This window comes from Tritonibacter mobilis F1926 (genome assembly GCF_000376545.2).
Lineage (GTDB): Bacteria > Pseudomonadota > Alphaproteobacteria > Rhodobacterales > Rhodobacteraceae > Epibacterium > Epibacterium mobile.
In genome coordinates this window covers 2,842,229-2,855,235 of record NZ_CP015230.1, presented here as the reverse complement: position 1 = coordinate 2,855,235, position 13,007 = coordinate 2,842,229, and the positions used below count along the sequence as shown (strand labels likewise).

At 61.1% G+C, this 13,007-nt stretch carries 10 protein-coding genes; 8 read left to right on the top strand and 2 right to left on the bottom strand.

Annotation, left to right across the window (positions count from 1 at the left end; genetic code table 11):
• Positions 1–174 precede the first annotated feature (174 nt).
• A complete protein-coding gene (locus K529_RS13455) occupies positions 175–1,080 on the top strand; it encodes a MurR/RpiR family transcriptional regulator (RefSeq protein ID WP_046002064.1) in 906 nt (301 codons plus the stop codon).
• 3 nt (positions 1,081–1,083) lie between these two features.
• Here the strand turns inward: K529_RS13455 and K529_RS13450 are convergent, their stop codons facing one another.
• Positions 1,084–4,365 carry a hybrid sensor histidine kinase/response regulator gene (locus tag K529_RS13450; RefSeq protein WP_046002063.1) on the bottom strand — a complete coding sequence of 1,094 codons (3,282 nt, stop codon included), beginning with the start codon at positions 4,363–4,365 and terminating at the stop codon, positions 1,084–1,086.
• Between the two features lie 354 nt (positions 4,366–4,719).
• Between K529_RS13450 and K529_RS13445 the strand changes: the two genes are divergently transcribed.
• The 7 genes from K529_RS13445 (at position 4,720) to K529_RS13415 (ending at position 12,445) form a co-directional block, all read left to right on the top strand.
• On the top strand, positions 4,720–6,375 hold the full coding sequence (locus K529_RS13445; protein ID WP_005623691.1) for an ABC transporter substrate-binding protein: 1,656 nt from the start codon (positions 4,720–4,722) through the stop codon (positions 6,373–6,375).
• 87 nt (positions 6,376–6,462) lie between these two features.
• Positions 6,463–7,440, top strand: a complete 978-nt coding sequence (locus K529_RS13440; RefSeq protein ID WP_005623688.1) for an ABC transporter permease — start codon at positions 6,463–6,465, stop codon at positions 7,438–7,440.
• Entirely contained in the window at positions 7,440–8,348 is a 909-nt protein-coding gene (locus tag K529_RS13435) for an ABC transporter permease (RefSeq protein WP_005623685.1), read from the top strand. Before K529_RS13440 ends, K529_RS13435 begins: the two co-directional genes overlap by 1 nt.
• Positions 8,345–9,157, top strand: a complete 813-nt coding sequence (locus K529_RS13430) for an ABC transporter ATP-binding protein (protein ID WP_005623682.1) — start codon at positions 8,345–8,347, stop codon at positions 9,155–9,157. Before K529_RS13435 ends, K529_RS13430 begins: the two co-directional genes overlap by 4 nt.
• Positions 9,147–10,076, top strand: a complete 930-nt coding sequence (locus K529_RS13425) for an ATP-binding cassette domain-containing protein (RefSeq protein ID WP_046002062.1) — start codon at positions 9,147–9,149, stop codon at positions 10,074–10,076. The genes K529_RS13430 and K529_RS13425 overlap by 11 nt, the downstream gene beginning before the upstream one ends.
• Positions 10,069–10,524, top strand: coding sequence for a GNAT family N-acetyltransferase (locus K529_RS13420; RefSeq protein ID WP_046002061.1), 456 nt, complete (start codon positions 10,069–10,071; stop codon positions 10,522–10,524). Before K529_RS13425 ends, K529_RS13420 begins: the two co-directional genes overlap by 8 nt.
• A gap of 37 nt (positions 10,525–10,561) precedes the next feature.
• Positions 10,562–12,445, top strand: a complete 1,884-nt coding sequence (locus K529_RS13415; RefSeq protein ID WP_046002060.1) for a beta-N-acetylhexosaminidase — start codon at positions 10,562–10,564, stop codon at positions 12,443–12,445.
• A 43-nt stretch (positions 12,446–12,488) separates the two neighbouring features.
• On the opposite strand, the gene K529_RS13410 is transcribed toward K529_RS13415, so the two are convergent.
• Positions 12,489–12,947 carry an Lrp/AsnC family transcriptional regulator gene (locus K529_RS13410; RefSeq protein ID WP_040643408.1) on the bottom strand — a complete coding sequence of 153 codons (459 nt, stop codon included), beginning with the start codon at positions 12,945–12,947 and terminating at the stop codon, positions 12,489–12,491.
• Between the last annotated feature and the right edge of the window lie 60 nt (positions 12,948–13,007).

Here is a 13,007-nt window from a genome sequence, read left to right as displayed (position 1 = left end):
ACGACTCCCTGTTTTGTAATTAAGGTACATATTCAGGAGGTATTGTGGGTTCCGTCAAGTAATTTTTGTTACTTAGCTACAAATATGGATGTATAAAGGAAGAATTCGATGGCGATTTGACCTGAAAATGTATCTTAGGTACAGAATCGCCTGATTAAATGACCGGAGAGACAGATGCCGACACCTGACAACGGCCCCGCACAGGGCGCAGTGGATCTGATCTCCAATCTCCGCCAGTTGAACGGCACCTTTGCCGCGCGTGAGCAGAAGGTTGCAGACTTCGTGTCGGCACATCTTGAGGAGATTTCCGGCATGACCATCGCCGAACTTGCGGGGGCGGTTGGGGTCAGCACGCCCACGGTTGTGCGCTTTTGCCGGAGCATGGGCTGTGACGGATTTCGAGAGTTCAAATTACGCCTAGCGCAGAACCTCGCGGTCAGCCTGCAATACCTCGCGCCCAGTCACCGGGACGTGTCCGAGGGGGGCGCAGGCGCGGTCGATCAGGTGTTGGGCGCGCTCTACGCGACCGTGAATGTGATGCGTCAGCAGATCGTGCCCGAACGAATGGATGCGGCGGTGCAGGCGCTGACGGAGGCCGGGCAGATCGTGGTCGCCGGGGTTGGCGGTGGATCAACCATGGTGGCGCAAGAGGCGGCCAACCGGATGTTTCGGCTTGGAATTCCGGCAGTTGCGGTTTCCGACAGCTATCTGTTGCAGATGCGCGCGGCGACCTTGGGGGTGAATGATGTGCTGCTTTTGGTCTCCACCAGCGGCGCGGCGGATGAAATCGTCAGCGCGGCGGGGATCGCCGGCGGCTACGGCGCAACGGTCGTGGCCATTACGCGCCCCGGCAGCCGGTTGGCGCAGGAAGCGACCATCGCAATCGAGGCCGATCTGCCCGAAGATCCGGACATCCTGAAACCCACCGCCTCGCGCTATGCTCATCTGGTGATCGTGGATGCGCTGGCAATGTCCGTGGCGCAGGCGCGCAGCGAGGCCACAACCGAAAACCTGCGCCGCATCCGGGCCTCTCTTACCGCCTATCACGGTCGCACGGGGCCACAGCCCCTGGGCGACTAAGCCTCAGCCGCGCTGGGCGATCAAGGCGCGGAACTCCTCCAGCCGGATTTCCATCGTATCAAAGCGCTGGGCGAGGGCGTCGTCCACGGTGTCGCGTTCCTTGAGTGAGAGCACAAAGCTCACGGTTTTCAGCACGTCGCGCCAGCGCGGGTTGTCGGGCAGGGTCTCGATCAGCAGGTATTTGTCGAGCGTGCGGGTTTGCAGTGATGTCTTGTCGAGGTTCACGCGCCAGATGCCACTGGTCTCGGCAAAGTCGATCTTGCCCTTACCGGTCGCGGCGCTCCAGATCTCCAGCGAGTCCGACATCAGCGCCACGATGGTTTCGCGATAGCTGTCACCGGGCGCGGCGCTGGCTTCTTCGGTGGTATCTTCTGTAATCAAGGAAGGCAGCGAGGTATCGACCACATCACGCAGAGAGTGCACGAATTGCGCGCGCGGGGTTTGCGCCTGTGTAAACAGCACTGCACGCCCACCGCCCGCTTCGGGGAGCATGGCAAACAGGCTGACCTGATGCGAGGTCCCACGCAGGGTGATTTCCATGTGGATCGGCTCGTCCTCCACTTCTGTTTGTTCGAGCGGGGCCAGAACCTCCGGGGGCAGAAGCTCCTTCAGGCGACTGCGGTTCACCGTCACGCGCTGATCGAGAACCTGTTGTGCGGCGTCATTGACGTAAGTGACCACACCACGGGCATTGATGCAGATCAGCCCGTCCTCCAGCGTGTCGAGCAATTGTGTCATCCGACGCTGCGACAGGCGCAGGGCGTCCTCGATCTGGATACGACGCTCGATTTCCTCTTTCAACTCGCGGTTTTCCTCTGCCCGGCTGCGGGCGCGGCTGGCCTCAAGAAGGGTGCGAATGCGGCTCAAAAGCTCGTCTTTGACAAAGGGTTTCACCACATAATCATTGGCGCCTGCCTCAAAGCCCGCAAGCATATCGCTGGTGCGCCCGCGCGCGGTGAGCAGAATGATCGGCAGTTCATGTAACCCGTGGCGGCGGCGCAGATCCCGCGCCACATCAAGCCCGCTGAGACCCGCCATCATCACATCCAGCACGATCAGATCAGGCCGGTCCTGCGCAACATTGCGCAGCGCTTCTGTCCCGTTGCGCGCGGTGGTGACTCGGTAGCCTTGCGGTTGCAGCACGTTTTGCAGCACTTGCAGGTTGATCGGTTCATCATCCACGGCGAGGATCATCGGCGACCCATCCGGTGCGGCCGGGCTGGTGTTGCCTGTCTCGGACTGCATCATCGGGGCCGGGGCAAGTTGCGTGGGCAGCCATTCCTCAAGCGGCGCAATCGCCGGCAGGTCGGATTGCGGCAAGAGCACCCGGAATTCCGATCCTTCGCCGGGGGTGCTTGAGACCTCGATGCTGCCCGACATCAGATCCGCCAGATGGCGCGCAATGGTAAGCCCCAGACCGGTGCCTGTGGCCTGGCCCGACCCTTCGGGCATCAGCTGTTCCAGCGGGTGAAAGATCCGCTCCATACTATCGGCAGCAATGCCGGGGCCATGATCGCGGATCGCAAGTGCCATCTGCCCCGAGGCACGCCGCTCTGCGGTGATATGCACCTCGCTGCCGCCGCCATATTTCACCGCATTTGACAGCAGGTTGAACAGGATTTGCTCAAACCGCACTGGGTCCGCAGTGACGGCGGGCAGATCCTCGGGCAGGTTGAGGTGGAATTTCGCCGGATCCACCTGAAACGTCGGCTGCAACAACTGCAGCACGTTGCGCAGCGCATGGGCGACATCAACGGGCTGCAAATCCAGCCGCATGCGGCCCTCACGAATACGGTAGATGTCCAGAAGGTCGTCCACCAGACGCGACAAGCGCCGCGCGCTGAAGGTAATCAGACGCAGCTGGCTTGCCTGTGCGGGCAGCATGTCGCCCATGGCGCCGCCTTCCAGCGTTTCCAGAATGCCGATGATCCCGTTCAGCGGCGTGCGCAATTCGTGCGAGGTATTGGCAAGGAAGCGGTCCTTCATCCGGTCCGCTTCTTCGAGCTTGGCGTTCTTTTCGCCAATCTGGCGCAGGTTTTCCTGAAGCTCGGCGTTCTTGTCGCGGATCATGTCGAGCTGATCGCGCAAGGCGCGCCGCATCTGGTTCACGGCGCGCGAGAGGCGCGCGTATTCCACCGGGTGGTCGTATTCCGGTAGTGCTTCGTTCAAACTGCCGGTGGCGACCGCGCTGGCGGCCTCAGAGATGCGCCGGACCGGGCGGGTCAATGCGTTGGAAAACAGGAAGGACAATACCGCGAGCCCCGCAACAGCCACCGCCCCTATCAGGAACAGCGCGTTGCGCAACTGGCGGCTGGTGGCAAAAGCCGTGTCGCTGTCCGCCTCGGCGACGACCGTCCATTCGGGAAAGGGCGGGTCCAACACCCGCCAGGCAGACAGGGACGGGTCCCCCGAGAGACCTGCCTCCAGCAGGGCGACCCCATCCGCGCCGGTCATCGCATCCGGCATATCACCGGGCGTGGGCCCGCCGCTGGAGGCAATGACCGTCCCTTGCGACGACAACACCGTCAGGGCGGTTTCGCTCTCGATCATCAGCCGTTGCAGGCTGTTGGGCGGCATGCGCAGGATCATCGCGCCCTTGTTGCTGCCATGCAGGCGCACCGGCACCGCCAGATAGGCCACGAGATCCCCGGTGACCGCATCCAATGCGTAGTCCTGAAACACCGGATCATAGCCCGGCTGGCTCACCGCGCGACTATAGGCTTGCCCCAAACCAACAGTGCCGGGGTCCAGCATGCGCCCAAGATAGCGATCTTTGTGCACCGAATAGACCACCTGACCGTGACGATCCGCGAGATAAAGATTGTCGAATTCCGCCTCGTTCAAAAAGTCGAGAAACCCCGCGTGAAAGCGGCGATGGGTATTGGAATACTCCAGCGCCTCGCGCAGCAGCCGATCCTCGCTGCCAATACCGGACGGGGGCGCCGCAGGGCCATCAATATCGAAAATATTGCGCAGCTTGGCGCCAGCTTCCTCGGGGGTGCCGTCCATCTGCCGCAGCGCATGGCTAAAGCCATAAAACTCACCCACGGAGTAGCGCACATTGGCAGACTGGGCGAGGTTTTCGGCCTGCCTGCGGGCATAGGTCATATACTGCGTGATTTCGCTGGCCTTGGCATCGCGCACAAAAGCCACCTTCTGAAAGGTCTCGGTGGCGATGGTCTGATTGACCAGCCGATAGAACACCATACCGCCCAGCGCCAGTGGCAGAACCGACGCAAGAAGAAAGGTAAACAGCAGGCGCGCGCGGATTCCCTGTAGCGGCACGGTGGCTCCGGTTTTTCTGGTTGTGTTACGCGTGATCCTGCGGCCTAGCCATAATTGACGCAAGAGCACAGGCGGTATTCGCAATAAATGCCAACCCGAGAATAATATCTCTAACGAATTGGAATATTTAAATTATTACGATACGTCAAAATGGCGCGCGCGGCGTTTTGACGAAATTTCCGATTTTTCGGGTACCATTGGAGGCGCAGCGCGGACTTCATTGTGGGACATCCCCGGCGTTTGGTGAGGAGACTGAATGCTACCATGGATTGTAACATGGGCCACCTGTCGCAAGGCGGCATCAGGCGGATGAACACGAGGCGGGGCAAACCCGTCATCACAGGGAGATAGAAAATGAAATTCACTGCTACCGCCGGGCTGCTGGCCTCGGTTGCGCTCTGGACCACCGCTGCTCAGGCAGAGGAAACCGTGCTGAGTGCGCTGCCGGAACAGGTCACCGCATGGGTGGAGAACTTCAACCCGTTCAACCAGACCACCGCCGCGCCATCGGTCATGCATTTCATGTACGAGCCGCTGATTATTTTTAACGCGCTGGATGGCGGCAAGCCGATTTACCGTCTGGCGACCGCATTTGAATATTCCGAGGATCTCAGCACCATCACCGTGACCCTGCGCGAGGGCGTCCAGTGGTCTGATGGCGAAGCGTTCAGCGCCGATGACGTGGTCAAATCCTTCGATCTGGCGCTGAGCGATCCGGCGCTCGATAGCGTGGGCATGGCGCAGATGCTCTCTGGCGTCGAAAAAATCGACGAGATGACGGTGAAGTTCAACCTCTCCACCCCCTCCAGTCAGGCGATGTATCAGATCGTGCGCGTGCCGATCGTGCCGGAACACATCTGGAGCGACGTTGCAGATCCCGTCACCTTTACCAACCCTGATCCGGTTGGTTCTGGTCCGCTTACGGAAATCCGCCGCTTCACGCCGCAGGAATACATCCAGTGCCGCAATGACAACTATTGGGACGCCGAGAGCCTCAAGGTCGACTGCATGCGTTTCCCGCAGATCGCCAACAACGATCAGGCGCTGGCAGCCGCAGCCAATGGCGAGCTGGACTGGATGGGGTCTTTCCTGCCTGATATCGAGAACACCTATGTCGCCAAGGACCCGGAGCATCACAGTTACTGGCTGCCCGCAGGCTCTCTTGTTGCGTTCTACATGAACTTTGAGGCCAAAGAGGCAGGCGACAAAGAAGCGATCAACGATGTTGCCTTCCGCCGTGCGGTGTCGATGGCGTTTGACCGCGAGGCGATGGTTGAAATCGCAGGCTATGGCTACCCGACGATCAACCAGTATCCGTCCGGACTGGGCCGCGCCTATCACGCGTGGAACAACCCCGAGGTCGACGACAAATTCGGCGCATTTACCCTATATGACATCGACGGGGCCAAGGCGCAGCTGGCCGAAGCCGGGTTCAAGGATGTCGATGGTGACGGCTTTGTCGAGACACCGAATGGCGAACAGATCGATCTTGAGGTCATCGTGCCCAATGGCTGGACTGACTGGGTCAACAGCAGCCAGATTGCGGTTGAAGGTCTGAATGCAGCTGGCATCAAGGCCAATGTTTCAACGCCCGAATCCGCGATCTGGACCGAAAAGCTGATCAAGGGCGACTACGACATGGCGATCAATTCCGTTCGTGTCGGTGCGACCCCCTTCAACCAGTATCTGGACTCGCTGCATGAGATCAATCAGGCCAAATCGCGCTTTGCCGCCTCGCGCTACTACAATAAAGAGCTGAGCGGCCTGCTGGATGCCTTCACCCAGACCAGCGATACCGACAAGCAGATGGCGATCATCGCCGATGTGCAAAAGATCGTCGGTGAAGACATGCCGCTGGCCTATGTGTTCAACAATCCGCGTTGGTATCAATACAACACCAAGCGTTTTGAAGGCTTCTTTAATGCCGACAACCCGGTGGCCAACCCGGTGGTTCACAAGACCAACCCGGCCCGTCTGATCCACCTCCTGAACCTGCGCCCGGTCGAATAATTCCTCCCCGACCTTCGGGACCGCTCATCTAATGAGTGGTCCCGCTTTTGGCGCCACACTCCCCCTCCCGACAGATGGTTTGACCTGATGCGTTTTCTTTTGAAGCGGCTCGGCTTTTATGCCGTTGCCTTTTTGGTGGCCGCGACCTTCAACTTCATGATCCCGCGCCTGTTGCCCGGCAACCCGGCGGATATCATGCTGGCGAACTCCGGTGGCATGATCGCACCCGAAGCGCGCGAGGCGCTGATGGCCACCTTTGGGTTCATCGACGCGCCGCTGCATGAACAGTATTTCGCCTATCTCGGCTCGATCTTTACCTGGGACTTTGGGCTGTCGATCAAGTTCTACCCGATGCCGGTTGCCGATGTGCTGACACAGGCATTGCCGTGGACCTTGTTCCTGACCGGCTCGGCCCTGTTGATTTCCTTTTCCATCGGCACGCTTCTCGGTGTGCTTGCGGCATGGCGGCGCGGGCAGCTTACGGATGTGATCGCCTCGCCCACCGCGTTGGCGCTGCAATCGGTGCCCGCTGTCGTGGTGGCGCTTTGCGGGCTCTATTTCCTCGCGGTGCGCAACCGTTTTTTCCCGACCTCCTATGCCTTTGATCCCAAGCTGGACCCGGCGTGGAGCTGGGAGTTCATCTCTTCCGTGGCCTATCACGGCTTTTTGCCGGTGGTGACGCTGAGCGTGGTTCTGATCGGCGGCTACCTCATCACCATGCGCAACAACATGATTGGGCAGCTGGGCGAGGACTACCTCGCCATGGCCGAAGCCAAGGGGCTGAGCGATGCCCGCGTGCGCTATGCCTATGCCGCCCGCAACGCGCTGCTGCCCTCGGTCACCGCGCTGGCGCTCAGTTTCGGGGCGCTGTTTGGCGGCTCTCTTATTACCGAGGTGGTGTTCAACTATCCCGGTGTGGGCAACCTTTTGTACCTCGGCATCGTCGGGCGGGATTTCCCGCTGATCCAGGGCCAGCTCCTCATCATGACACTCGCCATGCTGCTCGCGAACCTCGCGGTGGATCTGGCCTATGTTTTCCTTGACCCCAGACTGAAGAGGGCCTGATGTCAGATCTCCTTCGTACCTTCCTGCGCAACCGCAAGGCGGCCATCGGGCTTGCTATCGTGCTGGCCTATGTGGCGATTGCATTGGCCGCGCCTTTGCTTGCCCCTTTTGATCCCATCGCCCGTGTGGGGCGTCCGCATCAGGCCCCCTCGGCCGAGCATTGGCTGGGCACCACCCGCATGGGGCGCGATGTGTTCAGCCAGTTGATCTGGGGTACCCGCACCTCCTTGATGGTGGGGATTGTTGCCGGGCTGATCGTGACCGCCATCGGCACTTTCATCGGCATCACCGCCGCCTATTTCGGCGGTCTCGTGGATGATGTGCTGAACTTTCTAACGAATGTGGTGCTGGTGCTGCCGCAACTGCCGCTTCTGCTGGTTCTGGCCGCGTTCCTCGGTCAGGTCGGACCCTGGGCGATTGCGCTGATTATTGGCCTGACCTCGTGGGCGTGGGGCGCTCGCGTCACCCGTGCGCAGGCGATGTCGCTGAAAACCCGCGACTTCATTCAGGCCTCCGCGATGATTGGCGAGCCCACATGGCGGATGATCCTTGTGGAAATGCTGCCGAACCTTCTGTCGATCATCGGTTTCAACTTCATCGGCTCTGTCATCTTCACCATCATCACCGAGGCGACGCTGGAATTCCTCGGCCTTGGCAGCCCCTTGGCGCTGTCGTGGGGCACCATGCTTTATAATGCGCAGACCGCATCGGCGATCATGGTTGGCGCCTGGTGGGAGGTTCTGGCCCCCTGTGCCGCCATCGTCCTGATCGGCGTGGGCCTGTCGCTGATGAACTTCGGCGTGGACGAGATCGCAAACCCCCGGATGCGCACCCTTGGCAATGTCGCCAAGGCGCTCCGGATCGAAAAGCGCCTGTTGCGCCAACGCATGCAGGAGGCCAGCCAATGAGCGCGCTTCTCTCTGTCGACGGCTTGCGGGTCGATTACCTGACCGCAGGCGAGCCTTTCACCGCCGTTCGGGACATTTCGTTTGAGATCCAACCCAATGAGATCCTTGGTCTGGCGGGCGAGTCCGGTTGCGGCAAGAGCACTGTGGCCTATGCCCTGATGCGCCTGCACAAACCTCCGGCATTGGTGCGCCGCGGGCGCATCCTGTTTGAGGGGCGCGATGTCTTGTCATTCTCCGACAAGGATTTGCGTGCGTGGCGCTGGTCCGAGGTCTCCATGGTGTTCCAAAGTGCGATGAACTCGCTCAGCCCGGTGATGACGATCTTTCGCCAGTTCTACGACATGCTGCGCGCGCACGGTCCGATCTCCAAGGCGGACGCACAGGATCGCACTGCCCATATGCTGGAGATGGTCGGCATTCCGGCGGATCGTATGCATTCGCACCCGCATCAGCTGTCGGGGGGGATGCGGCAGCGGGTAGCGCTTGCCCTTGCGCTCACCTTGCAACCCAAACTCATCATCATGGATGAGCCAACAACCGCGCTCGACGTGGTGGTGCAGCGCGAGATCCTGCAAGAGGTGTTGCGGCTGAAGGATGAACTGGGGTTTTCGGTTCTGTTCATCACCCACGACATTGCCCTGATGGCGCAGATCTCGGACCGCATCGGCATCATGCGCGCGGGCGAGATTGTCGAAATCGGCACGGCCGCGCAGATCGTGACCAATCCCAGCCACGACTACACCCGCAGCCTGTGGGAGGCGATGCCGATCCTTGCCAAACGCCCGGAAGGAGCGCGTCATGCTGTCTGAAACCCCGATCCTCAGCCTTGATAGTCTCAGCAAGACCTTCACCTTGCGCCCCGCCTTCGGGCGCGCAACCGAGGTGCATGCGCTGCGCAATGTCTCGCTCGATCTGATGCCGGGCCGTGCGCTGGCGCTGGTGGGCGAGAGCGGCTCTGGCAAAAGCACGGTGGGCCGGATGATTGTTGGCCACCACACGCCGACCTCGGGCCGCATCCTGTTTGAGGGCCAGGATATCGCAGAGCTGACCACACGCGCCGATCAGATGCGCTACCGGCAAGCGGTGCAGATGGTGTTTCAGGACCCGTTTTCGGCGCTGAATCCCGCGCATACCATCCGCCACCACCTGCTGCGTGCCCTGTCGCTGCACCAGCCCGAGGCCGATCCCGAAACCGCCCTGCGCATGATCCTTGAGGATGTGGAGCTGGACCCGATCTCGACACCCGCAAAGTTCCCGCATGAACTGTCGGGCGGGCAACGCCAGCGGGTGAATTTCGCCCGCGCATTGGCGGTCAAGGCGCGTCTGATCGTGGCGGATGAGCCGACCTCGATGCTGGATGTGTCGATCCGCAAGTCCATCCTTGGTCTGATGCAGCGCCTGAAGGACGAACACGGGCTGTCGCTCCTCTACATCACCCACGATATCGCCACGGCGGAGTATCTGGCCGAAGACACGGCGGTGATGTTTCGCGGTCAGGTGGTCGAGAAAGGCCCCACCGCAGAGGTCGTGGGCGCGCCGCAACATGGCTATACGAAACTGTTGCGTGCGGCGGTTCCCGACCCAGAGCTGCGCCTCACCGGCAGCGATGCGGGCTTTGCCGCCGAGGCACGCCGGGTGCGGGACCTTAGTGCGCATCCTGTCCGTGCCTTGCAGGAGGTCAGCCCCGGCCACCTCATCGCCGAACACGCGGAGGCCGCCCATGCCTGATATGCTGGTGCCGCTCTATCGTCTGCCGCCGGTGCCCGATCTGGCGGACGGCCTCACGATCCGGCCTGCACTGCCGTTTGAATCGCATGTCCTGCTGGAGTTCGTGGGTCGGCATTTCAGTCCCAAATGGGTGGATGAGTGCACGGTGGCGCTGGCTGCGCGCCCGGCGCGGGTTCTGATCGCGACCGGAGGCAAGCGCCTCTTGGGGTTTGCCTGTTATGACGTCACCTGTCGCGGCTTTTTTGGTCCCACCGGCGTCGACCCGGCGGCCCGTGGCAAGGGGCTTGGCAAGGCGCTGCTGCTCGCTGCACTGCATCGCCTTCATGACGACGGCTTTGCCTATGGCATCATCGGTCAGGCCGGGCCGGTAGAATTTTATCAGCAGGTCTGCGGCGCGGTGGCGATCCCGGACTCTGATGAGGGCGTCTTTGCGCGCGCCCTTGTCTGACATCCTCTGACACATACAACCAACAGGATCATCTCAAATGCATTTCCACCTCGACAGCCTTTGGCACGCCGAAGAGGGCGCGATGGAGTTCGCGCTGACCAATTGTGGCGACACGCCGGTTGCAAATCCGCGCCTTGTCTACGCCACCTTGACGCGCTGCCTGCGCCCCTCGCGCTGCACGGGGGCGCGGCTGATACGGCGGCAGGCGAATTTTCACGAGTATGCCTCTGACGCGGGCTTTGTCCTGCAACCGGGCGAGACGTGGCGGTTCACTGAGTTCAACCTCACCCGTCCGGCGCTGCATTCCAATGAGGGGCCAAAATCTGCCGGAGTCTTGCTGGAGGACGGAACCCTTGTCCCGGCCTTTGCGGGGGACTTGCAGGCCTCAGCGGCGGTTGCAGATACAAATGCATCGCAAAATGCGGCTCTAACATGTGGGGTTTTGCCAGAGCCTCAGCACACCGCCATTACGGAGTGGTGCGCCACCGCCCCTGTCCATCTGGCACTTCGGACCGATGACGTCGCGGTCATGCAGAGCGTGTCACAGGTGGCAGACCTGACCCGCCGCCTGCATCCGCTGGCACCGACCCCCTTTGTGCTGATCGCCAAGGATGACGTCTCGCAACTGACCGTTGAGGCGGATCAGGCGCTGGGCGAGGATGCCTACCGGATCACCTGGGCAGAGGGTGAAGCCACGCTCTGCCATGGCGCAGGGCAGGGGCTGCTTTACGGTCTGATTACGCTGGCGCAGGTGCTGACCAATGCCCATGCACAGCCTGCGCGTTATGGCGTTCCCCGCAGTGGTCAGATTGAGGATGCCCCCCGTCACGGCTGGCGCGGCGCGCATCTGGATGTCTCGCGCCAGTTCTACCCGCTCGATCAGGTGCTGCGCTACGTGGACATTCTGGCGTGGCACAAAATGAACCGTTTCCACTGGCATCTGACCGATGACGAAGGCTGGCGGCTGGAGATCAAGGCCTATCCGCAACTCACCGAGACCGCTGCCCATACCGGGATGGACCTGCCGGTGCTGCCGCAGCTTGGCCCCGATATGACCGGGCAGGGCGGCTATTATACGCAAGACGAGGCGCGACAGGTGGTGAAACATGCGGCCCGATTGGGTGTCGAGGTCATGCCGGAAATCGACGTGCCGGGGCACTGCGCCTGTGTGCTGGGGGCCTTGCCGGACCTCGTCGACCAAGAAGAACCCGAGAGCTACTGGTCGGTGCAGGGCTTTGGCAACAACGCGCTGAACCCGGCCATTGAGGGGTCTTATACCTTTGCCGAGACCGTGCTGGCCGAGGTCTGTGAAATCTTCCCGTTTGAGGTCGTGCATGTGGGCGGTGACGAGGTGGCCGAGGGCGCATGGATGCAATCGCCCAAGGCAAAGGCGATGATGCGCGAAACCGGTCTGAAGGACACGCCGGAACTGCAGGCCTATTTCCTCCGCCACATTCAGAACTTCCTCATCGGTCTTGGCCGCAAGCTTGGCGGCTGGGAAGAGGTCGCCCATGGCGGTGGTCTAGACCCGGCGCACAGTCTGCTGTTTGCATGGACCACCATCGAGAAAACCGCTGAGCTGGCGAAAGACGGCTATGACGTGGTCAGCACGCCGGGGCAGGCCTATTACCTTGATATGGCGCTGTCGGATGCGTGGTATGCGCCGGGGGCCAGTTGGGCCGGTTTCACCCCGCTCGACAAGACCTATGCGTTTGAGGCCGACAATGGAGATGCGGCTCTAATTGGGCGTTTGAAGGGTGTTCAGGCCTGCGTCTGGAGCGAGCATCTGACCACGATGGCACGCCGCAACCACATGATCTTCCCTCGCCTCAGCGCCATTGCCGAGGCCGGGTGGAGCGCGGCGGAAAACAAGGATTACGACAGGTTCACAGCGCTCGCGGATCTGATGCCGCGGCTCTGAAGCAGGTGTAAACGACGGTGCCGGAGGCGCTCCGGCACCGGTTCTATTCCAGCCGTGGAAAGACCGAAGTGTTCTTGACCGTACTGTAGACAAAGCTGGTGTCAATCGAGGCAATGCCACCGATGGGGTGGATGCGGTTGCGGATGAAATCCTCATAAGCGTCCAGATCGGCCACCACCACCCGCAGCTGGTAATCCGTGGCCCCGGTCAGAATGTGACACTCCAGCACCTCGTCGATCATATGGACGCGGCGCTCAAAATTCTTCACGTCCTCCTCATTGTGGCGTTCCAGCTTGACGCGGACAAACACCGTGATCGGCAGCCCATAGGCCCGCGCGTCCACATCGGCGCTATACCCCCGGATGACACCGGCGGCCTCAAGGTTCCTCACCCGGCGCAGGCAGGGCGAGGGCGAAAGGCTCACCGCCTCAGCAAGGTCCTGATTGGTCATCCGACCATTGGCTTGAAGCACGCGGATAATCTGGCGATCTTTTGAGTCCATTTTGCTGTCCATTGGCAGAATCTGCTAACATGATCGGTGATGTTGGTATCTTTTGCAATC

Coding starts and splice junctions, on each gene's coding strand:
- K529_RS13440 (WP_005623688.1), top strand. CDS start 6,463: ATGCGTTTTCTTTTGAAGCGGCTCGGCTTTTATGCCGTTGCCTTTTTG.
- K529_RS13420 (WP_046002061.1), top strand. CDS start 10,069: ATGCCTGATATGCTGGTGCCGCTCTATCGTCTGCCGCCGGTGCCCGAT.
- K529_RS13425 (WP_046002062.1), top strand. CDS start 9,147: ATGCTGTCTGAAACCCCGATCCTCAGCCTTGATAGTCTCAGCAAGACC.
- K529_RS13435 (WP_005623685.1), top strand. CDS start 7,440: ATGTCAGATCTCCTTCGTACCTTCCTGCGCAACCGCAAGGCGGCCATC.
- K529_RS13410 (WP_040643408.1), bottom strand. CDS start 12,947: ATGGACTCAAAAGATCGCCAGATTATCCGCGTGCTTCAAGCCAATGGT.
- K529_RS13430 (WP_005623682.1), top strand. CDS start 8,345: ATGAGCGCGCTTCTCTCTGTCGACGGCTTGCGGGTCGATTACCTGACC.
- K529_RS13415 (WP_046002060.1), top strand. CDS start 10,562: ATGCATTTCCACCTCGACAGCCTTTGGCACGCCGAAGAGGGCGCGATG.
- K529_RS13455 (WP_046002064.1), top strand. CDS start 175: ATGCCGACACCTGACAACGGCCCCGCACAGGGCGCAGTGGATCTGATC.
- K529_RS13445 (WP_005623691.1), top strand. CDS start 4,720: ATGAAATTCACTGCTACCGCCGGGCTGCTGGCCTCGGTTGCGCTCTGG.